Source organism: Pseudomonas sp. YA1 (assembly GCF_058680555.1).
This window is the reverse complement of sequence record NZ_JBZWBG010000005.1, coordinates 324,966-347,063: the sequence shown is the minus strand read 5'-3', so window position 1 is coordinate 347,063 and position 22,098 is coordinate 324,966. Positions and strand designations below refer to the sequence as shown.

The 22,098-nt window shown below is 66.4% G+C and carries 16 protein-coding genes; 2 read left to right on the top strand and 14 right to left on the bottom strand.

Going from position 1 to position 22,098, the window contains the following annotated elements; all coding sequences use genetic code 11:
- Positions 1-64: 64 nt before the first annotated feature.
- The 14 genes from AC4OR5_RS09560 to glnE all read right to left on the bottom strand — a co-directional run bounded on the left by AC4OR5_RS09560 (position 65) and on the right by glnE (position 17,360).
- Positions 65-1,021 (bottom strand): glycosyltransferase family protein, encoded by a 957-nt coding sequence (locus AC4OR5_RS09560; protein WP_058161068.1) that lies wholly within the window; start codon positions 1,019-1,021, stop codon positions 65-67.
- A gap of 72 nt (positions 1,022-1,093) precedes the next feature.
- Positions 1,094-2,512 carry a PIG-L deacetylase family protein gene (locus AC4OR5_RS09555; RefSeq protein ID WP_058161062.1) on the bottom strand — a complete coding sequence of 473 codons (1,419 nt, stop codon included), beginning with the start codon at positions 2,510-2,512 and terminating at the stop codon, positions 1,094-1,096.
- A gap of 3 nt (positions 2,513-2,515) precedes the next feature.
- The gene (locus tag AC4OR5_RS09550; RefSeq protein ID WP_003158384.1) at positions 2,516-3,412 is read right to left on the bottom strand and encodes an antimicrobial resistance protein Mig-14; all 897 of its coding nucleotides are present in this window, start codon (positions 3,410-3,412) and stop codon (positions 2,516-2,518) included.
- Positions 3,406-4,542: a glycosyltransferase gene (locus AC4OR5_RS09545; protein ID WP_003109898.1), complete on the bottom strand. Its 1,137-nt coding sequence runs from the start codon at positions 4,540-4,542 to the stop codon at positions 3,406-3,408. The genes AC4OR5_RS09550 and AC4OR5_RS09545 overlap by 7 nt, the downstream gene beginning before the upstream one ends.
- Entirely contained in the window at positions 4,526-6,283 is a 1,758-nt protein-coding gene (locus AC4OR5_RS09540; protein WP_003095766.1) for a carbamoyltransferase family protein, read from the bottom strand. Before AC4OR5_RS09540 ends, AC4OR5_RS09545 begins: the two co-directional genes overlap by 17 nt.
- Before the next feature lie 103 nt (positions 6,284-6,386).
- Complete coding sequence (locus AC4OR5_RS09535; RefSeq protein ID WP_003123597.1) at positions 6,387-7,865, bottom strand: lipopolysaccharide kinase InaA family protein; 1,479 nt, start codon at positions 7,863-7,865, stop codon at positions 6,387-6,389.
- A complete protein-coding gene (locus tag AC4OR5_RS09530) occupies positions 7,862-8,620 on the bottom strand; it encodes a lipopolysaccharide kinase InaA family protein (protein WP_058161061.1) in 759 nt (252 codons plus the stop codon). The genes AC4OR5_RS09535 and AC4OR5_RS09530 overlap by 4 nt, the downstream gene beginning before the upstream one ends.
- Complete coding sequence (locus AC4OR5_RS09525) at positions 8,617-9,351, bottom strand: lipopolysaccharide kinase InaA family protein (protein ID WP_003109902.1); 735 nt, start codon at positions 9,349-9,351, stop codon at positions 8,617-8,619. Before AC4OR5_RS09525 ends, AC4OR5_RS09530 begins: the two co-directional genes overlap by 4 nt.
- Positions 9,351-10,157: a lipopolysaccharide core heptose(I) kinase RfaP gene (gene rfaP, locus AC4OR5_RS09520; RefSeq protein ID WP_003095775.1), complete on the bottom strand. Its 807-nt coding sequence runs from the start codon at positions 10,155-10,157 to the stop codon at positions 9,351-9,353. Before rfaP ends, AC4OR5_RS09525 begins: the two co-directional genes overlap by 1 nt.
- On the bottom strand, positions 10,154-11,275 hold the full coding sequence (locus AC4OR5_RS09515) for a glycosyltransferase family 4 protein (protein WP_003135667.1): 1,122 nt from the start codon (positions 11,273-11,275) through the stop codon (positions 10,154-10,156). The genes rfaP and AC4OR5_RS09515 overlap by 4 nt, the downstream gene beginning before the upstream one ends.
- Positions 11,272-12,339, bottom strand: coding sequence for a lipopolysaccharide heptosyltransferase I (gene waaC, locus AC4OR5_RS09510; protein WP_003095779.1), 1,068 nt, complete (start codon positions 12,337-12,339; stop codon positions 11,272-11,274). The genes AC4OR5_RS09515 and waaC overlap by 4 nt, the downstream gene beginning before the upstream one ends.
- The gene (gene waaF / locus AC4OR5_RS09505; RefSeq protein ID WP_003109905.1) at positions 12,336-13,373 is read right to left on the bottom strand and encodes a lipopolysaccharide heptosyltransferase II; all 1,038 of its coding nucleotides are present in this window, start codon (positions 13,371-13,373) and stop codon (positions 12,336-12,338) included. Before waaF ends, waaC begins: the two co-directional genes overlap by 4 nt.
- Before the next feature lie 59 nt (positions 13,374-13,432).
- Complete coding sequence (ilvE, locus tag AC4OR5_RS09500; protein ID WP_003095783.1) at positions 13,433-14,356, bottom strand: branched-chain-amino-acid transaminase; 924 nt, start codon at positions 14,354-14,356, stop codon at positions 13,433-13,435.
- Between the two features lie 55 nt (positions 14,357-14,411).
- Positions 14,412-17,360, bottom strand: a complete 2,949-nt coding sequence (gene glnE / locus AC4OR5_RS09495; RefSeq protein ID WP_116271224.1) for a bifunctional [glutamate--ammonia ligase]-adenylyl-L-tyrosine phosphorylase/[glutamate--ammonia-ligase] adenylyltransferase — start codon at positions 17,358-17,360, stop codon at positions 14,412-14,414.
- 281 nt (positions 17,361-17,641) lie between these two features.
- Between glnE and aceE the strand changes: the two genes are divergently transcribed.
- Together aceE and aceF are read left to right on the top strand one after the other, a co-directional pair.
- On the top strand, positions 17,642-20,290 hold the full coding sequence (gene aceE / locus AC4OR5_RS09490; protein ID WP_003114556.1) for a pyruvate dehydrogenase (acetyl-transferring), homodimeric type: 2,649 nt from the start codon (positions 17,642-17,644) through the stop codon (positions 20,288-20,290).
- Positions 20,291-20,434: 144 nt separating this feature from the next.
- Positions 20,435-22,078, top strand: a complete 1,644-nt coding sequence (gene aceF, locus AC4OR5_RS09485; RefSeq protein WP_015503765.1) for a dihydrolipoyllysine-residue acetyltransferase — start codon at positions 20,435-20,437, stop codon at positions 22,076-22,078.
- Positions 22,079-22,098: the final 20 nt, after the last annotated feature.

Below are 22,098 nucleotides of genomic sequence, written 5' to 3'. Positions count from 1 at the left end.
CCGGAAAAACAAGCTGAACAATAGCAAACACGCCTGAAGCCCCAGCTCTTTTCGGCTGCTACTCTCAGGTAAAAATACGTCGCCAGGTCTTCTCCAGCCATCCGGAACGCTCCGGCTCGCGCAACGCGGGCCGCATGGCCTCGACGATACTCTGACCGACAGCGGCGAAGCTGAATCGTTCGATGGCCAGCGCCTGGCCGCTTCGCGCGATCCGCTCGGCGAGGGCCGTGTCGAGGCGCAGGATCGCGAGCTTTTCCTGGATGTCCGCCACCGAGCGATACAGCACGATATTCTCCATGTCCCGGAAACCCAAGGCCTCGTTTTCCCGCTCGCCCTGGTCGTAGGCCAGCAGTACGCAACCGCAGGCCATCGCCTCGAAATTCTTGATCATGTATTCGCCCATGCCGACATCCGCGCTGACGAAGAAACGGATGCGGTTGAGCGTGCGCAGGTACTCCTCGCCGGACTTGGTCTTGGTCACCAGCAGGTTCTCCACTCCGCCCAACTCGTCGAGCAGCGCCTTGCGTCCACTGTAGGCCACGCTGCCGGTACTGCCGACGAAGCCCAGCTCGATATCGCGCGCCAGGCCCAGGTCATGCAACAGGGTCTGGTCGTAGCCCTTGGGCACGAATACCGCGTCGAATCCCTCCTGGCGCAGGCGTTCGCTGACCGTATGGCCCGAACTGATCACCCGTGCCCAGGGCAGGCGCCGGTAATGGGCGCTGAACTTGCCGGTGTACTTGCAGGGAATGTAGTTCTGGTAGGCATCGTGCTCGAGGATCACCAGGTTGGGCACGCTGCGGATGAAGCGGACCTGGCGCATTTCCTTCTTGAAACGGAGGAAGAACAGGATGCGGTCGTAGCGCGAGACATCCACGTGCTTGCGGAAGTAGCCGCGCAGGTCGGCCTGCTCCTCGCTGCTCAGCCAGCGGGTATCGCACTCGCAATGGGCGGCGATGCCGTCGTACAGGCGATCCAGGATCGCTCGCTGCTCTTTCTGGACCAGAAACAGAACTTTCATCAGACCTTCATCCTCGCGGCTGCTCCGAAGCAGCATGGCGGCTCGAACCTTGCCGAACGCTCGACCCAAGCATCACGCCTCCCCATCCAGCGACTCCACCCAGAACAACTCGTGCCGACGCACCGCCTTGCGCATGAACTCGTCCTCGCCGTATGCCGGCCAGCGACGACCGGCGAGCCAGCCCTGCAGACGGCGGCGCAGACGGCGCTTGAACGGCGGCCTGGGTTGCAGGTCGTGCATCATGCCCAAGGCCATGGCCTTGTCCACTTGGCGCGTGCTCTCCAGCGCCAGCGTCCATGGCAGCAACGGCGAGCATTCTTCGGTCAGCGGCGGCAGGCTGACCCCCATGTGCGCATCGCCCATCGGCCAGCGATCGTTGTCGTGCAGGTGATTGGCATAGTGCAACAATGCCTGCGGCTGCCAGTCCAGACCCTGGAGCGCCTCGCGCACGGCCTCCTGGGCGCGGACATGGTCCGGGTGCGGATCGAAATGCGGATGAGGCAGGACGATAACCTCGGGACGTGCCAGCAGGATCAGCTCGCGGAGATCGGCCAGCAGATTGTTCCAGGTCGACAGGCCGTCGGTATCGCTGGCCAGGCGCAGACGGTTGAACTGGCGGAACGGACGGATATCGGCGAGATCGGCCTCACGGGACGGCACCACCTCGCCCGGGTTCGCCTGCATGGCAGGCAATTGCAGGCAGAAATAACCCAGTTGCACGCAGCGCTCGGCCGGCACCCCACCCCACGCCGGCACGGCCTGGCTATCCCAGGCGCGCAGGCGGCCCTTCAGGCGCGCCGCAGCTATTCCGTCGAGGCCCATGCGGCGGTAATGCTCGGTTTCGATCTCGCCGGCGGTCAGGGTCACGATCCAGGCCTCGCGTGCCTGGCTGTAGAGGCCGAAGGCGGCCAGCTCGGCGTCGTCGGCATGCGGAGCGATGACCATCACCCGCCGGTCACGGTAGTCGGGATGGCGCGCACGCCACAGGGTCGGTTCGCCGACCAGCCGGCAATGCCGGCCGCGCAGGCGAATCCGGCCCTCGCCCAGCGGCCCGGCCAGTCCCGTCAGGTTCAGGTAGCGCAAGCCGTTCACCCCACGTTCGAAAGCCTGGGCATCGGTCTCTGCGCCACCTTCCAGCAGCACCGAGGGTTCGAGGAAGCGCCCCAGCCAGCCAGCGCGCACGCCGATGCCAAGCACCAGCGTATCGCCTTCGCGCAGCTCGCCGTCGACTCGCAGACGGCCATCCGCCAGGCGTACCGGCAGCGACTCGACCCCTTCCGCGAAACGGTAGCGGTAGTCCTCGCCCGGCGAATAGAACAGGTGATCGGCGAACCAGGCTTCGTGGGCGACCCACAGGGCCATGAGGAGGATCGGCAACAACCAGGGGCTGACCAGCAGACCGACGGCCAGCAATGCCAGCAGCGCAACCAGTAGGCCGATCCGCTTGTTGCGTCGATGACGCTTGAGCAACTGCTGCTTGCGTGCGCTCATGCTTCAGACCTGGAAGACCGGAGAAGGATGGCACCAGCGATCCTTGTATTCGCGGTCGGCGCGACCGAACGAATAGCGCAGGGGTTTGCCCAGCGCTCGCGCATCCTCCCAGGCGGCCTGGGTGTTCAGGTAACTGAGCACGCTGCCAGGGCTGAACTCGCGGGTCTGCGGATCGACGCCGCCGTTGATGTACTCGACGCTGAGCCAGCCCGGCGCTTCGGCGCGATACAGTACCTGGACCGCGATGGGCTGGTCGTTGAGCAGCAGGACCGAGCCGCGCAGCAATTCGCGCAGCCGCTCGAAGACCTCGGCCATGCGCTCCGCGCCGGTGGCCGGGAAACCCCAGCGACGCTGGAACAGTTCAAGATAGATGGCGGCGAACTCGGCCGGGGCGAAGCTGTCTGCCTGGCGCACCTGGCCACCAGCCTCCTCCACCAGGCGCACTTCGCGCCGCTGATTATAGCGGAACTTCTTGGAGAAATCCTCGGGGGCGCGAGCGAAAGCCAGTTGCTCGGTCTGAGGGCGCAGCGTAACGATGTTCCGCTCATGCAGCGCCGACAGGTAGCGTCCCGCATGGCGGAGGGCGATGCGGGCATCGTCGGCCACCGGCAGGATCAGTTCGGCGTTGCCCAGGTCGTACAGGCCCTTCTTGCCGCGCCGCTTGAGCACGTCCTTGGACAACGCCAGGTGGCGGCCCCAGGTCGGGATCGCCGCAACCAGTTCGCCAGCGCTCTCCCAACCCAGGTAACGCACCGGGATTCCGGCCATTTCGGCGAGTTGCTCGACCACCAGCGGGTGGGTCGCGACGCTGCCGCCGAAACGCTGCCAGGCCTGGGCGTAGGTCAGCGCATCCACTTCGCGCCAACCGCGTTCGCGGAAGGCGCGCAACCTGTTCAGCATGCAGACTCCGAAGCGAAGCCGGCAATCGTCGGCAGGCGCCAGAATTCGCGGCGCACCGCGGCGTCGGAGAAGCGTGTCTCCAGGCGCTCGAGCATGAGTCGCGCACAGGCCTCGCGCTGGCGGCGGTCGAGCGCTGCCAGGTGGGTCAGACCCTCGGCCAGGGCCGTCTCGTCGCCCAGCGGGAAGAGGATGCCGACCCCCTCCACCACTTCGCGGGCGCCGCCACAGGCGGTGGCGATCAGCGGTACGCCGGCGACCATGGCCTCCAGCAGGACCATGCCGAACGGCTCGTGGTCGGAACTCAGGGCGAAGGCGTCGAACGCCTTGAAGTAGCGCCGTGCCTCTTCGACCTGGCCGAGGAACAGCACGCGCTCGCCGATGCCCAGTTCGCAGGCCAGGTCCTTGAGCTGCTCTTCCAGGCGGCCGCTGCCGAGGATCGCCAGCAGGCTGTTCTGTGGCAGGCGCGGCAGCGCGGCGGCGAAGCCGCGCAGCAGGGTAGCCTGGTCCTTGTCCGGATGCAGGCGGCCAACGTTGCCGACCACCCAGGCCTCGTCGGGCAGGCGCAGTTGCCGGCGCGCACTCAGGCGCTCGACCTGCTCGGCCTGCAGCGCAGCGACGTCGATGCGGTTGTAGAGCGTCTCGATCCGCTCCGCCGGCCACTTCGGCAGGCAACGGCGGATATCGTCGCGCACCGCGTCGGACACCGCCAGCAGGCTCAGGCGCTTGCTCATCAGGCCGGCGAAGACCTTGCGCGACAACCGCTGGTAATCGCCGAAGGCGTGGTGCACGCCAACGATCGGCAGACGAGTGGCCAGGCTGGCAATCCAGATCGGCTTGAAGCGGTGCGCGATGCAGAAGCGGAAGTCGCGCGAACGGGCGATCTCGCGCAAGTCGCGGATCGCCTTCAGCTTGAGGCCACGGATGTCCCTGGAGCCGTACTCGAGGAACAGTACCTCGTCGGAGGCGCAACGCGCCGCCACCTCAGGATCGGAACGCCCGGTGAGAAACACCGTGGTGACCTTGTACGGGGTTCCGGCGAACAGGCTGGCGTACTGACGGGCACAGTCGAGGAAAGGCCCGTCGTAGCCGTGACAGAACTGCAGGACGCGAGGTTCAGCCGACCGAGTCATACCAGTCCACGCCCTCCTTCACAACCAGGATGTCCTCCATGATCAGGTACTGCAGATCGGAGCCGAAGAACATGTTCAGGGCGTCGGTCGGCGAGCAGATCATCGGTTCGCCACGACGATTGAGCGAAGTGTTCAGGGCCACGCCGTTGCCGGTGAGGTTCTCCAGTTCCTTCATCAGGTCGTAGTAGCGCGGGTTGTACTCGCGCTTCAGCACCTGGGCGCGGGAGGTGCCGTCTTCGTGCACCACTTCCGGCACTCGCTCCTTCCACTCTTCGTTGACTTCGAAGGTGAAGGTCATGAACGGGGCCGGGTGGTCGATCTTGAACATCTGCGGGCCGACGGTATCCAGCATCGACGGGCAGAAGGGCCGCCAGCGCTCGCGGAACTTGATCTGCGCATTGATCCGGTCGGCCACGCCCGGCACGCTCGGGCAGCCGAGAATGGAGCGGCCACCGAGGGCACGCGGACCGAACTCCATGCGTCCCTGGAACCAGGCCACCGGGTTGCCGTCGGCAAGGATCCTGCCGATACGCCGGCTGCGGTTGTCGATCTTCTGCCACTGCGGCCTGGCCTCGTGACGGGCGCAGGCGGCGATGACGTCCTCGTTGGAATACTCCGGGCCGAGGTAGACGTGCTCCATCTTCTCCACCGGCACGCCGCGCTGGTGCGACACGTAGGCCGCCGCGCCGACCGCGGTGCCGGCATCGCTGGCCGCCGGCTGGACGAACAGCTCCTTCACTTCGGGGCGCGAGATGATCTTCTGGTTGAGCTTGACGTTCAGCGCGCAGCCGCCGGCGAAAGCGACCTTACCGGTCTCGCGGATGATATCGCCGAGGTAGTAGTCCATCATCTCCAGCGCGAGCTTCTCGAACAGCGCCTGGATGCTCGCGGCGTAATGGATGTAGGGATCGTCGGCGATGTCGCCTTCGCGCTTGGGCCCCAGCCACTCGATCAGCTTGGGCGAGAAGTAGTAGCCCTTGCCTTTCTCCTTGTAGCGGCGGAAGCCGATGACGTTGGCATAGTCGGTGTTGATCACCAGTTCGCCGTTCTCGAACTTGGCGAGACGGGAGAAATCGTACTTGCTGGCGTCACCGTAGGGCGCCATGCCCATGACCTTGAACTCGCCGTCGAGCATGTCGAAGCCGAGGTACTCGGTGATCGCGCCGTACAGGCCGCCCAGCGAATCCGGATCGTAGAACTCCTTGATCTTGTGGATCCGACCGTTCTCGCCCCAGCCGAAGAAAGTGGTGGCGTACTCGCCCTTGCCGTCGATGCCGAGGATCGCGGTCTTTTCCTTGAACCCCGAGCAATGGTAGGCGCTGGAGGCGTGGGCAAGGTGGTGCTCGACCGGCTGGATCTTGATTTTCTTCAGGTCGAAGCCGAGTTGCTGCAGGCACCACTCGATGCGCTTGTAGTAACGCTTGTAGCGGCGGTTGCCGAGCAGGATCGCATCCAGCGCGCGATCCGGCGCGTAGGCGTAGCGCTTGGCGTAGTGCCAGCGGGCCTTTTCCATGATGCTGATGGGAGCGAAGGGAATCGCCACCACGTCGACATCGGCCGGCTCGATCCCTGCCTGCTCCAGGCAGAACTTCGCCGATTCGTAGGGCATGCGGTTCTTCGCGTGCTTGTCGCGCACGAAGCGCTCTTCCTCGACGGCCGCGACCAGCTTGCCGTCGATGTACAGGGCGGCGGACGGGTCATGGCTTACGGCGCCAGACAGGCCTAGGACGGTCAATGCCACGGTAGAACCTCTTCAAAGCAGCTCGCGGTTGCGGAGTGGGACCGACAACCGCGGCTTTCGTTTAACTCGTCGACCGCCGCAGGCGGTGGTCGTCGCTTGTCGTTCAAGCCCCGGCGGCGTCGCCGAGGCGGGGAATCCGTTGCTCCAGCAGCCGGTAGAGGCCGCTGTCCTGCGGCCAGTTGCGCAGGAAGCGCGCGCGGTCGCGGGCGTAGGCGCGGGCAAAGGACGCCTGGCTGTGATGCTTGCGCATCGCGTCCAGGTCGATCAGCGCCCATTCGCCGCCTTGTTCATGGGCCTGCCAGAACAGGTTGTGTCCCTTCAGGTCGCCGTGGCTGATGCGTTCGCGGATCAGCGTCGAAAACAGCCGATCCAGTGCCGCCAACTCGGCTTCCGGTGGCGAAACGGCGCCATCGGGCATGTCCAGGCAAGGCTTAAAACGAGCGATTATATCCTGACCGCCGAGATAATCGGTAATCAGGTAGGCGCGCCCGCGCAGCCAGCACCAGCGCCGCTCCAGCATCGCCAGCGGACGGGCGGTGGCGATGCCGAGGAATTCCAGGCGGTTGCCTTCGCGCCAGGAGGCCCAGGCCCGGCTCGGCCGCCAGAAGCGCTTCAGCCAATGGACCCAACCCTTGATGTTGTAGCGTTTGATGATCAGCGTGCGGCCATTCGCTTCGACCCGGGCGACGGTGGCCGCGCCGCCGTCCTTGTAGACGTGGCCGGCGGCGATCAGGCGGTCCGCGTCCGCCAGCAGCGGCGCCATCGTCTCGGCCTCGCTGCGGCGGGCGGCGAACAGGCGGAACGGACCGCGCACGACGCTGAACAGGCTACAGTCGCGACCGACCTTCCTCAGCAGGTCGCGCACCCGCCAACGGCGAACCTTGGCGATTTCCTTCTGCAAGGCTTCCAGCGGCAGCGCATGCTCGCCGTTGGCCAGCAGGTAATGCACCAGCAACTCTTCCAGGAAAGGATCGAGGAGCGCCGGCAACTGGGCGAAGAACACCCCGAGGTTTTCCAGCACTTTCTGTCGCGACAGCGGCTGGCCGGGAGTTTCCGCACGCACGCCGCCACCGTCGATGAGATACAGGCGGCCGGCGTGGCGCAACAGGTTGTCCAGGTGCAGGTCGTCCTGCCAGAGGCCCTTGGCATGCAGCTCGCCAATGGCCGCCAGGGCTTCGCCGAGCACCGCTTGCTGGGCATCGCCCAGCGGCGCCTGGGCCTCCACCGCACGCCAGGCGTCACCGAGGCTCTGCGCCGCGTCGAGGTAGTCGAACAGCAGCCAGCCGCCCTCGCCCTGCTGCAGCCCGTCGGCCAGCAGCGCCGGGGTGGTCAGCCCCTGGGCCGCGAGCAGACGCGCCCCTTCCAGTTCGCGCTGGAAATGCCGTGCGGCCTTGCCGCCCACCAGCAGCTTGGCCAGCACCTTGCGCCCACGCCATTCGCCGGCACCGACGTAGCGCTGCCCGGGCAGCACCCGCAGTAGACTGTCCAGGCGCAATTCGGCAGCGCCAGCGCCATCCGCCAGGGTCACCCGCAATGGCAGTTGCGGGTGGCGGCCGGCGGCTTGCAGTTCGGCCAGTCTCATCGGCGCGACTCCTTGCGCCGGCGGCGCTGGTCGAGAAGGCGATCCCACTGCTCGACCTCGGCCGAGTCGAGGGGTTCGTCGACATAGGCGGAGATGAATTCGTGCACGTCCGCTTCGCTCCAGTCCGGGGCACGGCGCAGCATCGGCTCCAGGTCCTTGACCTGGTCGCGGCGGCCGAACCAGATCGGGCGGGTCTTCTCCAGGTCGATCAGGCAGGCCTCGAAGACACCATCGGCCCCCTCGCGGAGGAATACATGCTTGGGATAGAAGCAACCATGCATCTGTCCGGCCGCGTGCAGCTGGCGCGCCAGCCTGCCAACCGCCCGGAGAATCGCCCGGCGCCGCTCTTCGGCCAGGTCGTGCCAGGACGCCAGCCAGGTGTCCAGGTCCTGCCAACCGTCCAGGGCACGGGTCAGGAGGATCGCCTGGCGCTCTCCGCCGACCGCCTGCTGGGCGAAGAACGCCGCCTGCAGGGCGGGAATGCCCAGCGCCCGGTAGCGCTCGATGTTGCGGAACTCGCGGGCGAAGGTCGGCTCGCCCAGCGGATGGCGCAGGCTGCGGGTCAGGTGGTTGCTCTGGCGCTTCAGGTAGTAGGCGGAGTCGCCCAGGTCGAGGCGGTAGACGCTGCTCCAGCCACCCCGTTCGGTATTCGGTTCGTCCACGGCGTCCAGCTGCAAGGCCCACAGGGCGTCGAAGCTGTCCAGACGGTTGCGCTGGAGCAGGTCGTGGTCCTGCGCGGCGATGAAAACGCTCATTCGCGCCCCTCGAAGAAAGCCACCACCTGGCGAATACGCTTCTTGTCGGATTCGTTCAGGTGCCGGCGACGGCGATATTGCAGGTAGAAGCGCAGGCGCTGGGTGCGCGACAGGTGGTACTTGGCCACCTTGTCCAGGCAGGCCAGGTCCTTGGTGATCCGGTAGCGCAGCATGAAGCTCCACCAGAACGCGCCGTTCGGGCAGTCGATGAAATACACCAGCGGCTGGCCGTCCACCAGCAGGTTGCGCCACTTCAGGTCGTTGTGGGTGAAATGCTGGTCGTGCATCAGGCGCGTAGCCTTGGCGATCTGCCGGCTGACGCCGTCCACCCAGCGCGGGTCCTTCAGGCGCGGATCCCGGTTGCAGGCGAGCACCGACAAGTCCTCGGTGCCCGGCAGCTCGCGGGTGATCATGGCGCCGCGCTGGAAGGCGCCGGCCTTGCGCTCCAGCCCCCAGGCGACCACTTCGGCGGTGGGAATGCCCCACTTCTCGAAGCGCTTGAGGTTCTGCCACTCGGCCTTGATCCGCGGTCGCGCCAGGTAGCGGCGCAGGCCCTTGCCGGCGCTGCGGTAGCGCTTGACGTAGTAACGCACGCCGTCGCGCTCGATGCGGATGACCTCGGACAACGGGTCGCGGGTCAGGCGCTCGCCCTCCAGGGCGAACACGCTATCGAGGCTACCGAAGTCGGCGGCCAGGTGACGGTAATCGGGTTCGAGGGTCCACCCCGCCATCAGAGCAGGTCTCCGTAACGCTGCTTGCGTTCGTAGAGTTTTTCCGCCTTGCGTTCCATCCAGGCCAGCAGGCCGGCCTCGTCGCGCAGTATCTCGCGCAACGGCCGGCGGAAATAGGTGCGCAGGAAGCGTAGCTTGTCGCGACGCGTCAGTCCGATGTCCAGCGCAGAGAAATACAATGCCGCCAGATCCTTGTTACGCCAGCGTTTCGGCGTGGCGTCGCGGGTCTGGGCACGGTGCAGGTCGATCACCGAGAGGCGGAAATCGTCCGCGCTCACCGGCTTGTCGGTGTGCAACAGGAAATGACAGATGTAGCAGTCGCGATGGTTGACTCCGGCACGGTGCATGTCGCCGACCATCCGCGCCACCGCCTCGACCAGCGCGCGCTTGAGCCGCGGCGGTGGAGGACGTTCGCGCCAGTCCTGGGAGAACACCTCGAGGTCCACGGTCGGCGCCAGTTCCTCGGTGACGATGAAGGAATGCTGCCGCGCCGGATCGCTGCCGCGCTCGCCGTAGGCGACCGCGGTCATGGTCGCTACGCCGGCCTCGTGCAGGCGCCGGATGGCCTGCCACTCCTGGCGCGCGCCGAGCACCGGGAGCTTGGCGGTGAGCAGGTTCTTGGCGATCTCGCCCCAGCCGATGCCACGGTGGATCTTGACGAAGTAGCCGCGCCCGTCGACCTCGGTGCGCAGGGTGCGGCGCCCCTCCAGTTCGCGGTAGACCTTGCCTTGCAGCGCCTCCACCGCCTCGAACGGATCGCGCCCGCTCCACAGGCGCTTGAACGGCTCTTCCAGCACCAGCCTCATGAGGCCTCTCCGAGGATCAGGTCGGCGGCGCGCTGCGGCATGCTGTAGAGGTCGGCATGATCGGCGTAGGCCAGGCCATTGCGCGACCAGGCGGCGCGCGCCGGAGCGTCCTCCAGCATTTCCGCGAGCAGGCGGTTGAGACTGTCCTGCTCGAAGGGACTCGGCAGCACCCGCCCGGCGTCGGCCTCGGCGATGTAGTGGGCATAGCCGCAGACATCGGTCACCAACACCGGCAGGCCGGAGACCAGCGCCTCCAGCAGCACCGTACCGGTGTTCTCGTTGTAGGCCGGGTGGATCAGCAGGTCGGCGCCGAGCAGGAAGCGCGGGATATCGCTGCGCCCCTTGAGGATCTGTACCTGGTCGTTGAGACCGAGGGCGGCGATCTGTAGCAGGAACGGCTTGGGATCGTCCTGGCCGATGGCGATCAGCCGGGTGCGCCTGCGCAACGCCTTGGGCAGCGCGGCCAGCGCCTTCAGGCTGCGATCCAGGCCCTTGGTCTTGAAGCCGGAGCCGATCTGCACCAGCAGCAGGTCGTCCTCCTCCAGGCCGAACTCGCGGCGGAATTCCGCACGCACGTCCGCGGCGTTGGCCGGCGCCCGGCGATCCTGGCTGATCCCCGGCGGCAGCAGATGGAAACGCTCGGCCTGGGTGCCGTAGTGCTTGACGAAGAGCGGCTGCTGCACCTCGGAGATCATCAGGATCTCGGTCTTCGAGGCCGGGTCGAACACTGCCCGTTCGTAGCCGGCGAAGTGGCGGTAGCGGCCCCACTGGCGGTACAGCGGGTTGCGCAAGGTCTGGGCCTTTTCCTCGAAACAGGCGTCGGCGGCGTAGTAGACATCCAGTCCGGGCATCTTGTTGAAGCCGATCACCCGCTGCACCGGGCGCCTGGCCAGGTCGGCGCGGACCCACGCGGTGAACTTCTCGTTGCGCCGGTGGTTGAAGATCGAGCGCACCGGGGCCACCAGCACTTCGAAGCCGTCCGGCACGTCGCCCTCCCAGATCAGGGTATAGACGCGGATGTCGTGCCCGCGCCGCTGGCATTCCAGGGCGATGCGCATGAAGTCGCGCTGCAGGCCGCCGAAGGGGAAGTATTTGTAGAGGATGAACGCCAGGGTCATCGGAGGGTCTCCGGGGCCAGCAGCATGGCCTCCAGCTGGGTGGCCACGCGCTGGGGATTCAGCCGGGTGAAGCACAGCGGCTGCTCACGCTTGAGATCGAACAGTTTGCGGTCCTCTTCGGTCGGCTGGTAGGTACAGGTCTTCTTCAGGCACGGCGCACAGGGGAAGTCGCTGCCCAGGTGAACCTGGGAACGCCCGTAGGCGCCGGTGAAGCCAGGATTGGTCGGGCCGAACAGCGACAGCGTCGGCACGTCCAGCGCCGCCGCCAGGTGACCGAGGCCGGTATCCACCGCCACGCAGGCGCGCGCGCCGGCAAGCACCTTGGCCATGCCGGCCAGGGATAATCTGGGGAGTACCGCGGCATTTTCCAACCCCGCCGCCAGGCGCCCGGCCCGCTCCCGCTCGGCGGCGCTGCCCCAGGGCAGGCGCACCGACCAGCCGCGCTCGCACATGCGCTCGGCCAGTTCGCGCCAGTAGGCTTCCGGCCAATGCTTGGTGACCCAGGTAGTACCGTGCAGGAACACCAGGTACGGCGCGCCAGGGTCGGCGTCGGCCAACTGCTCGCGGTCCAGGCCATAGTCACCGACCGACTCGGGCAACGGGTAGTCCAGCGCCTGGGCGAACAACTGGCGCGTGCGCTCCACCGCATGCTGTCCCCAGGCGACCGGATAGGCACGGCGATAGAAGCGGCTGGCGAGCGGCTCGCGCGCCGAGTCGCGATCGAGACCGGCGACCGGCGTCTTGCCCACGTAGCGGGTCAGCCAGGCACTCTTCAGCAGCCCCTGGGCGTCGATCACCAGGTCATAGTCGACTTCCTTCAGGCGCTGCTTGAAGCGCCGCCATTCGCCGTTGCGCAGGGTCTGCCAGAGGTTCTTGCGCCAGCGCCGGATCGCCACCGGGATCACCCGCGCCACCGCCGGATGCCAGGCGGGAATCTCGGCGAAACCTTCCTCCACCACCCAGTCGAACTGGATGCCGGGAATCGCCCGGGCGGCGTCGGTAAGCGCCGGCAGGGTGTGGATCACGTCGCCGAGGGACGAGGTCTTGACCAGCAGTACCCTCATCCGGCGACCTCGGCAGGGTCGCCGACCAGCCGCTCCAGGGCTTGCAATACCAGACCAGGCGGCAGCTCGCGGAGGCAATTGTAGTGGCCGAAGCGACAGGTGCGCTCGAAGCACGGGCTGCACTCGAGACCGAGGCGGACGATCTCCACCCGGTCCGCCAGCGGCGGGGTGAACTGCGGCGAGGTGGAGCCATAGACGCCCACCAGCGGGCGATCCAGCGCGGCCGCCACGTGCATCAGGCCAGAATCGTTGGACACCACCGCGCCAGCGCAGGACATCAGGTCGATGGCCTCGGCCAGCGAAGTCTCCCCGGCAAGATTGAAGGACTCCTCGCGCAACCCCGGAATCAGGCGCTGGCGAATCTCCTCTCCACCGGGATGGTCGTTCTTCGAGCCGAACAGCCAGACCTGCCAGCCGGCACGGATCTTCGCCTCGGCGACCGCGGCGTAGTGTTCCGCCGGCCAGCGCTTGGCCTCGCCGAACTCGGCGCCGGGACAGAGCGCCAGCACCGGGCGGTCCAGGCTCAGGGCGAACTTGTCGAGCGCCGCCTGGCGGCTGCCGTCGTCGATCCGCAGGCGCGGCTGCGGATAGGGCTTCGGCAACTCCACGCCCGGCTCGAAGGCCAGGGCCATGAAGCGTTCGATCATCAGCGGATAGCGCTGCTTGTCGAGCTTGCGGATGTCATTGAGCAGCCCGTAGCGCATCTCGCCGCGCCAGCCGGTGCGCTTCGGTATTCCGGCGAACCAGGGCACCAGCGCCGACTTCAGCGAGTTGGGCAGCAGGATCGCCTGCTCGTACTGACCGCGCAGGCCGCGTCCGATCCGGCGCCGTGTGGCGACGTCCATCACCCCGTGGCCGAGCGGGAAGCTCAGGGCCTGACGCACCTCGGGCATGCGCTCGAGGATCGGTCGGCTCCACTCGGGCGCCAGCACGTCGATCACGCACTCGGGATGCCGCTGGCGCAGACACTGGAACAGGGTCTGCGCCATCACCATGTCCCCCACCCAGGAGGGACCTACGATCAGAATTCTCATTCAGGCTCCGGAAATGATCAGGGAGGCTTTCGCCTCCCTGTCACACCCTTCTTCGGTGCTTACTTGACCAGGGTACGCCACTCGGCGTGGGCCTCGGTCTTGCCGCTGACCAGGTCGAAATAGGCTTTCTGCAGCTTTTCGGTGACCGGGCCACGGCGGCCGGCGCCGATCTTGCGACCGTCCACTTCGCGGATCGGCGTGACTTCCGCGGCGGTGCCAGTGAAGAAGGCCTCGTCGGCGATGTACACCTCGTCGCGGGTGATGCGCTTCTCGACCAGTTTAAAACCGTGTTCGGCGGCCAGGGTCAGGATAGTGTTACGAGTGATGCCGTTCAGGCAGGCGGTGACTTCCGGGGTGTAGATCACGCCATCCTTGATGATGAAGATGTTCTCGCCGGAGCCTTCGGCCACGTAGCCTTCCGGATCGAGCATCATGGCCTCGTCGGCGCCGCCGGAGATCGCTTCCTGGAGGGCCAGCATCGAGTTGATGTAGGCGCCGTTGGACTTGGCGCGGGTCATCGAGATGTTGACGTGGTGGCGGGTGAAGGAACTGGTGCGCACCTTGATGCCTTGCTGCAGGGCTTCCTCGCCCATGTAGGCGCCCCAGCTCCAGGCGGCGATGATCACATGGACCTTCAGGCCGCTGGCGCGCAGGCCCATGCCTTCGCTTCCGTAGAACACCATCGGGCGGATATAGGCGCTTTCCAGGTTGTTCTCGCGCACGGCGGCGCGGGTCGCCTCGTTGATCTCGTCGCGGCTGTACGGGATCTGCATGTTCATGATGTGCGCGGAGTCGAACAGCCGGTCGGTGTGCGCCTGCAGGCGGAAGATCGCCGTGCCCTGCGGGGTGTCGTAGGCGCGCACGCCCTCGAACACGCCCATTCCATAGTGCAGGGTATGGGTCAGCACGTGCGTGGTCGCATCGCGCCACTGCACCAGTTCACCGTCATACCAGATCACGCCATCACGATCGGCCATCGACATAGTTGCCAGCTCCTTCAGATATTCGTTACGTACTTGCGTTACGTGCCTGAGTGGATCAGCCGAGCCGCAGCTCGCGCCAGATCCTGATCACTTCTCGCCGCTCCGTCTGGAAGTGCTCGCCGCTCACGACCCCGGCCTCCTTCTGTAGTGCCAGGCGGTGTGCGGCTGCGCGATAGGCCTTGTAGGCCTCCTGCAGGAGACGGACGTCCTCGCTGGCGATCAGGCCAGCCCGTTCCAGTCCTTCCAGAATGCGGATGTTATCGGTGAATTCGAGCAGCGCCGGGTGTTCTCCGGACCAAGCTAGAACCGCATATTGCACCATAAATTCGATATCGACGATACCACCGGCATCGTGCTTGAGATCGAAGGCTGCCGTGGCCTCGAAGGCATTCGAGGCGGTGCCGGCGGCGGTCGCGCGGGTTCCCAGGTTGTCGCGCATCTTGGCGCGCATTTCGCTGACTTCGGTGCGCAACGCGTCGAGATCGCGCGGCCTCGCCAGCACCTCGGCACGTACCGCCTCGAAGCTCGCCTGCACCCGCCGGCAACCGGCCAGCACCCGGGCGCGGACCAACGCCTGGTGCTCCCAGGTCCAGGCCTCCTGCTCCTGGTAGCGCTGGAAGGCGCCCAGCGAACTCACCAGCAGGCCGGCCGCGCCGCTCGGACGCAGGCGCATGTCGACCTCGTAGAGGGTGCCGGATGGCGTCTGCGCGGTGAGGAAATGGATGATCTTCTGCCCCAGGCGGGTAAAGAACTGCGCGCCATCGATGGATTTGCCGCCATCGGTCTCGCAGTGGGGGTCGCCGTCATGGATGAACACCAGGTCGAGGTCCGAGCCATGACCGAATTCCAGCCCGCCGACCTTGCCGTAGCCGACGATGACGAAGTCCGGATCGCACGGCGTGCCGTCGGCGCGCAACGGCCGGCCATGACGCTGCACCAACTGCCGCCAGGCCAGTTCGAGGACCTCGACGAGGATCGCCTCGGCCAGCCAGGTCAGGTAGTCGCTGACCTTCATCAACGGCAGCGTGCCGGCGATCTCCGAGGCCGCCACCCGCAGCCCGTGGGCCAGCTTGAAGTGACGAAGGGTCTCCATCTGCTGCTCGAGGTCGTCCTCGGGAATCCGCATCAGCCGTTCGCGCAGCTCGGCGGCCAGTTCGGCGGCCTGTGGAGGACGGAACAGGCGCCCCTCGTTGAGCAGTTCGTCGAGCAGGATCGGGAACCGCGCGATCTGCTCGGCAACCATCGGGCTGGCCGCGCAGAGGGTCAGCAGGCGCTCCAGCGCGCCGGGGTTCTCGGTCAGCAACACCAGGTAGGCGGAACGCCGCGCCACCGCTTCCACCAGCGGCAGGACCCGCTCCAGCACCAGGTCCGGCTGGGGGTTTTCCACGGTCATCGCCAGCAGGCGCGGAACGAAGGCATCCAGGCGCTCCCGGCCGAGACGCTGCATCGCTCGCACCTGGGGGCCGTGGCGCAGATCGCTGAGACGCTTCCAGGCCGCCTCGGCATCGACGAAGCCGGCGTCGGCCAGTTGCCGGCTGGCCGACTCCTCGTCCAGCGCCTCCTCCCACAGCGGGATCCACTCGGCGCCGACGCTGCCGCAGGCCACCTCGCCGCTTTCGTCCTCGTCCGGGTCGGCGATCACCTGGCGGAAGTGCCAGTCGATGCGCGCCCGCCAGTGGCTCAGGCGCTCGTGGAATGCGGCCCAACTGGCGAAACCCATGATGAAGGCCACGCGGATGCGGTCGTATTCGTCGCTGGGCAGCATTTGCGTCTGCCGGTCGGCCAGCGCCTGGATGGCATGCTCGGCGTAGCGCAGGAACTCGTAGCCGCCGCGCAGCTCCTCGACCACCGCCGGCGGCAGGTAGCCCTGCCCCTCCAGGGTCGCCAGCACCTTCAGCAGCGGTCGTTGCTGCAAGCTCAGGTCGCGCCCGCCATGGATCAACTGGAAGGCCTGGGCGATGAACTCCACCTCGCGGATACCGCCTTCGCCCAGCTTGATGTTTTCCGACATCCCCTTACGCCGGACCTCCTGCTGGATCAGCTGCTTCATGGTGCGCAGCGCCTCGATGGCGGAGAAGTCCAGGTAGCGCCGATAGACGAACGGCCGCAGCATGCCGAGCAGTTGCTCGCCTGCCTGCTGGTCGCCGCCGACCACCCGCGCCTTGATCATCGCGTAGCGCTCCCAGTCGCGCCCCTGGTCCTGGTAGTACTGCTCCAGCGCGGCGAAGCTGTAGACCAGCGGTCCGCTGGAGCCGTAGGGACGCAGGCGCATGTCGACGCGGAAGACGAAGCCGTCGACGGTGATCGCATCCAGCGCCTTGATCAGCTTCTGCCCCAGGCGGGTGAAGAACTCCTGGTTGTCCAGCGAACGCTTCGCCCCCTCGGTCTCGCCGCCCTCCGGGTAACCGAAGATCAGGTCGATGTCCGACGACAGGTTGAGCTCCACCGCGCCCAGCTTGCCCATGCCGAGGACCACCATCCGCTGCGGTTCGCCGGAGCGCCGGCCGATCGGCGTGCCGAACTGCTCGCACTGGCGCCGATGGAGCCACTCGCAAGCCAGGTCGATGCAGGCGTCGGCCAGGGCCGACAGGTCGCGACAGGTTTCCGCCAGCGCGGCGCGGCGGGTCAGGTCGCGCCAGATGATGCGCAGTTGCTGGCGTGTGCGGAAACGTCGCAGGCGCCGACCGAGTTCGTCCTCGTCGGCGCAATCCTCCAGCCGCGCCTGCAACTGGCTGCGCAATTCGCCGGGCGCGTGGGGGTTCTCCAGCTCGCCGCGTTCGGCCAGATCCAGCAGCATCGCCGGGTCGCGCACTGCCTGCTCGGCGACGAAATCGCTGGCCGCAGCGACCCGTCGGAAATCCTCCAGGCGCTCCTCGGGCCAGGCCTCCAGGCGGGCCAAGGCGGCGGCATCGAGGGCGGCGACAGCGGAGCGGAGGGCAGTCCCGGCGCGTTCGGCGGCGGGCAGCAGGGTGGCCGGCAGATTCGCCAGCGAAGGCAGGCTCATGGTCTATCCTGTTTGGGCTTCCGACCGAAGACCACAGGCTCGACGCACAACGTCGAAAAGGCTCTACATCGGGCCTTATAGCCTGACAGCGACAATCGAAATGTAGTTTTACTACTAAAAATTGTATCCAGAGGGCTGTTTCTCAGACTGATCTGTAGTAAAACTACAAGTCGCCGGGTACACCCCCGGAGAACATCCAAGAATTAGCTGCGGTCGCCCACGAGGCCGGCCGCTCACCTATGGCATCCGATTCTGGAAGCCTTTCCGCCCTGGAGCAAGCCATGCAAGACCTCGATCCCGTCGAAACCCAGGAATGGCTGGACGCCCTGGAGTCCGTACTCGACCGCGAAGGTGAAGACCGCGCTCATTACCTGATGACCCGCATGGGCGAGCTGGCCAGCCGTAGCGGCACCCAACTGCCCTACGCGATCACCACGCCCTACCGCAACACCATTCCGGTAACCCACGAAGCACGCATGCCCGGCGACCTGTTCATGGAACGCCGGATCCGCTCCCTGGTGCGCTGGAACGCCCTGGCGATGGTGATGCGGGCGAACAAGCACGACCCGGACCTGGGCGGCCACATCTCCACCTTCGCCTCCTCGGCGACCCTCTACGACATCGGCTTCAACTATTTCTTCCAGGCTCCCACCGACGAACATGGCGGCGACCTGGTGTTCTTCCAGGGCCACGCGTCCCCCGGCGTCTACGCCCGCGCCTTCCTCGAAGGCCGCATCAGCGAGGAACAACTGGAGAACTTCCGCCAGGAAGTGGACGGCAACGGCCTGTCCTCCTATCCGCACCCCTGGCTGATGCCGGACTTCTGGCAGTTCCCCACCGTATCCATGGGCCTTGGCCCGATCCAGGCGATCTACCAGGCACGCTTCATGAAGTACCTGGAAAGCCGCGGTTTCATCCCCGCCGGCAAGCAGAAGGTCTGGTGCTTCATGGGCGACGGCGAGTGCGACGAGCCGGAATCCCTCGGCGCGATCTCCCTGGCCGGCCGCGAGAAACTCGACAACCTGATCTTCGTCATCAACTGCAACCTGCAGCGCCTCGACGGCCCGGTCCGCGGCAACGCCAAGATCATCCAGGAGCTGGAAGGCGTGTTCCGCGGCGCCGAGTGGAACGTCAACAAGGTCATCTGGGGTCGCTTCTGGGACCCGCTGTTCGCCAAGGATACCGCCGGCCTGCTGCAGCAGCGCATGGACGAGGTCATCGACGGCGAATACCAGAACTACAAGGCGAAAGACGGCGCCTACGTGCGCGAGCACTTCTTCGGCGCGCGTCCGGAACTGCTGGAAATGGTCAAGGACCTTTCCGACGAGGAAATCTGGAAGCTCAACCGCGGCGGCCACGACCCCTACAAGGTCTATGCGGCCTACCACCAGGCGGTCAACCACAAGGGCCAGCCGACCGTCATCCTGGCCAAGACCATCAAGGGCTACGGCACCGGCAGCGGCGAAGCGAAGAACATCGCGCACAACGTGAAGAAGGTCGACGTCGACAGCCTGCGCGCGTTCCGCGACAAGTTCGACATCCCGGTCAAGGACGCCGACCTGGAGAAGCTGCCGTTCTACAAGCCTGAAGAAGGCAGCGCCGAGGCCAAGTACCTGGCCGAGCGCCGCGCCGCGCTGGGCGGCTTCATGCCGGTGCGCCGGCAGAAGAGCATGAGCGTGCCGGTTCCGCCGCTGGAAACCCTGAAGGCCATGCTCGACGGCTCCGGCGATCGCGAGATATCCACCACCATGGCCTTCGTGCGGATCATCTCGCAGCTGGTCAAGGACAAGGAACTCGGCCCGCGCATCGTCCCGATCGTCCCGGACGAGGCCCGTACCTTCGGCATGGAAGGCATGTTCCGCCAGCTCGGCATCTACTCCTCGGTCGGCCAGCTCTACGAGCCGGTGGACAAGGACCAGGTGATGTTCTACCGCGAGGACAAGAAAGGCCAGATCCTCGAGGAAGGCATCAACGAGGCCGGCGCCATGTCCAGCTGGATTGCCGCCGGTACTTCCTACAGCACCCACAACCAGCCGATGCTGCCGTTCTACATCTTCTATTCGATGTTCGGCTTCCAGCGCATCGGCGACCTGGCCTGGGCCGCCGGCGACAGCCGCGCGCACGGCTTCCTGATCGGCGGCACCGCCGGTCGCACCACGCTGAACGGCGAAGGCCTGCAGCACGAGGACGGCCACAGCCACCTGCTGGCCTCGACCATCCCGAACTGCCGCACCTACGATCCGACCTACGCCTACGAACTGGCGGTGATCATCCGCGAAGGCTCGCGGCAGATGATCGAAGAGCAGCAGGACATCTTCTACTACATCACCGTGATGAACGAGAACTACGTCCAGCCGGCCATGCCGAAGGGCGCAGAGGAGGGCATCATCAAGGGCATGTACCTCCTCGAGGAGGACAAGAAGGAAGCCGCTCACCACGTGCAACTGCTGGGCTCCGGCACCATCCTGCGCGAAGTCGAGGAAGCGGCCAAGCTGCTGCGCAACGACTTCGGCATCGGCGCCGACGTCTGGAGCGTGCCGAGCTTCAACGAACTGCGTCGCGACGGCCTTGCCGTCGAGCGCTGGAACCGCCTGCATCCGGGCCAGAAGCCGAAGCAGAGCTACGTCGAGGAGTGCCTGGGCGGCCGTCGCGGCCCGGTGATCGCCTCCACCGACTACATGAAGCTCTATGCCGAGCAGATCCGCCAGTGGGTTCCCTCCAAGGAGTACAAGGTGCTCGGCACCGACGGCTTCGGCCGTAGCGACAGCCGCAAGAAGCTGCGCAACTTCTTCGAAGTGGATCGTCACTGGGTGGTGCTGGCCGCGCTCGAAGCGCTGGCCGATCGCGGCGATATCGAGCCGAAAGTGGTGGCCGAGGCCATCGCCAAGTACGGTATCGATCCGGAGAAGCGCAACCCGCTGGATTGCTAATTCGCTCCATACTCCCCTCGGCAGCGAGGGGTTTCGAGCACGCCGGCGCCGCCAACGGGCGGCGCCGGCTCACAACGAACCAAGGACCAAAAGTCTTTGTTTTGCGCGCCGCACAGCGGTGGTGGCACGTAAAAGGAGAGGAATGTGAGCGAACTCATTCGCGTACCCGACATCGGCAACGGTGAGGGTGAAGTCATCGAGCTGCTGGTCAAGCCCGGCGACAAGGTCGAGGCCGATCAGAGCCTGCTGACCCTGGAATCCGACAAGGCCAGCATGGAAATCCCCAGTCCCAAGGCCGGGGTAGTGAAAAGCATCAAGGCGAAGGTCGGCGACACCTTGAAAGAAGGTGACGAAATCCTCGAGCTGGAAGTGGAAGGCGGCGAACAGCCTGCCGAAGCCAAGGCCGAGGCAGCGCCCGCCCAACCGGAAGCGCCGAAAGCCGAAGCGCCTGCTCCCGCCCCGAGCGAGAGCAAGCCGGCCGCCCCCGCCGCAGCCAGCGTCCAGGACATCAAGGTCCCGGACATCGGCTCGGCCGGCAAGGCCAACGTCATCGAAGTGATGGTCAAGGCCGGCGACACGGTCGAGGCCGACCAGTCGCTGATCACCCTGGAATCCGACAAGGCCAGCATGGAGATCCCCTCGCCGGCCTCCGGCGTGGTGGAAAGCGTCTCGATCAAGGTCGGTGACGAAGTCGGCACCGGCGACCTGATCCTCAAGCTGAAGGTGGAAGGCGCCGCTCCGGCAGCCGAAGAGCAACCGGCAGCCGCTCCGGCCCAGTCCGCGGCGCCCGCCGCCGAGCAGAAGCCCGCCGCGGCGGCCCCTGCGCCAGCCAAGGCCGATACCCCGGCTCCGGTCGGCGCACCCAGCCGCGATGGCGCCAAGGTCCACGCCGGCCCGGCGGTGCGCATGCTGGCGCGCGAGTTCGGCGTCGAGCTGAGCGAAGTGAAAGCCAGCGGTCCCAAGGGCCGCATCCTCAAGGAAGACGTCCAGGTCTTCGTCAAGGAGCAACTGCAGCGCGCCAAGTCCGGCGGTGCCGGCGCCACCGGCGGAGCCGGCATCCCGCCGATCCCGGAAGTCGACTTCAGCAAGTTCGGCGAAGTGGAAGAAGTGGCGATGACCCGCCTGATGCAGGTCGGCGCCGCCAACCTGCATCGCAGCTGGCTGAACGTGCCGCACGTGACCCAGTTCGACCAGTCGGACATCACCGACATGGAAGCCTTCCGCGTTGCCCAGAAGGCCGCGGCGGAGAAGGCCGGGGTCAAGCTGACCGTACTGCCGATCCTGCTCAAGGCCTGCGCCCACCTGCTCAAGGAACTGCCGGACTTCAACAGTTCGCTGGCCCCCAGCGGCAAGGCGCTGATTCGCAAGAAGTACGTACACATCGGCTTCGCCGTGGACACTCCGGACGGCCTGCTGGTCCCGGTGATCCGCGATGTCGACCGGAAGAGCCTCCTGCAGCTGGCCGCCGAGGCCGCCGAGCTGGCCGACAAGGCCCGCAACAAGAAGCTCTCGGCCGATGCCATGCAGGGCGCCTGCTTCACCATCTCCAGTCTCGGCCACATCGGCGGCACCGGCTTCACGCCGATCGTCAACGCGCCGGAAGTGGCGATCCTCGGTGTGTCCAAGGCGACCATGCAGCCGGTATGGGACGGCAAGGCCTTCCAGCCGCGCCTGATGCTGCCGCTGTCGCTGTCCTACGACCATCGCGTGATCAACGGCGCCGCCGCGGCGCGCTTCACCAAGCGCCTGGGCGAGCTGCTGGCGGACATCCGCACCCTGCTCCTGTAATACCTGCGCCGCTCCCCACG

What these genes read in the sequence shown, in the direction of transcription:
- AC4OR5_RS09560 (WP_058161068.1), bottom strand. Translation starts at nt 1,021, where the DNA reads ATGAAAGTTCTGTTTCTGGTCCAGAAAGAGCAGCGAGCGATCCTGGAT.
- AC4OR5_RS09555 (WP_058161062.1), bottom strand. Translation starts at nt 2,512, where the DNA reads ATGAGCGCACGCAAGCAGCAGTTGCTCAAGCGTCATCGACGCAACAAG.
- AC4OR5_RS09550 (WP_003158384.1), bottom strand. Translation starts at nt 3,412, where the DNA reads ATGCTGAACAGGTTGCGCGCCTTCCGCGAACGCGGTTGGCGCGAAGTG.
- AC4OR5_RS09545 (WP_003109898.1), bottom strand. Translation starts at nt 4,542, where the DNA reads ATGACTCGGTCGGCTGAACCTCGCGTCCTGCAGTTCTGTCACGGCTAC.
- AC4OR5_RS09535 (WP_003123597.1), bottom strand. Translation starts at nt 7,865, where the DNA reads ATGAGACTGGCCGAACTGCAAGCCGCCGGCCGCCACCCGCAACTGCCA.
- AC4OR5_RS09530 (WP_058161061.1), bottom strand. Translation starts at nt 8,620, where the DNA reads ATGAGCGTTTTCATCGCCGCGCAGGACCACGACCTGCTCCAGCGCAAC.
- AC4OR5_RS09525 (WP_003109902.1), bottom strand. Translation starts at nt 9,351, where the DNA reads ATGGCGGGGTGGACCCTCGAACCCGATTACCGTCACCTGGCCGCCGAC.
- rfaP (WP_003095775.1), bottom strand. Translation starts at nt 10,157, where the DNA reads ATGAGGCTGGTGCTGGAAGAGCCGTTCAAGCGCCTGTGGAGCGGGCGC.
- AC4OR5_RS09515 (WP_003135667.1), bottom strand. Translation starts at nt 11,275, where the DNA reads ATGACCCTGGCGTTCATCCTCTACAAATACTTCCCCTTCGGCGGCCTG.
- waaC (WP_003095779.1), bottom strand. Translation starts at nt 12,339, where the DNA reads ATGAGGGTACTGCTGGTCAAGACCTCGTCCCTCGGCGACGTGATCCAC.
- waaF (WP_003109905.1), bottom strand. Translation starts at nt 13,373, where the DNA reads ATGAGAATTCTGATCGTAGGTCCCTCCTGGGTGGGGGACATGGTGATG.
- ilvE (WP_003095783.1), bottom strand. Translation starts at nt 14,356, where the DNA reads ATGTCGATGGCCGATCGTGATGGCGTGATCTGGTATGACGGTGAACTG.
- glnE (WP_116271224.1), bottom strand. Translation starts at nt 17,360, where the DNA reads ATGAGCCTGCCTTCGCTGGCGAATCTGCCGGCCACCCTGCTGCCCGCC.
- aceE (WP_003114556.1), top strand. Translation starts at nt 17,642, where the DNA reads ATGCAAGACCTCGATCCCGTCGAAACCCAGGAATGGCTGGACGCCCTG.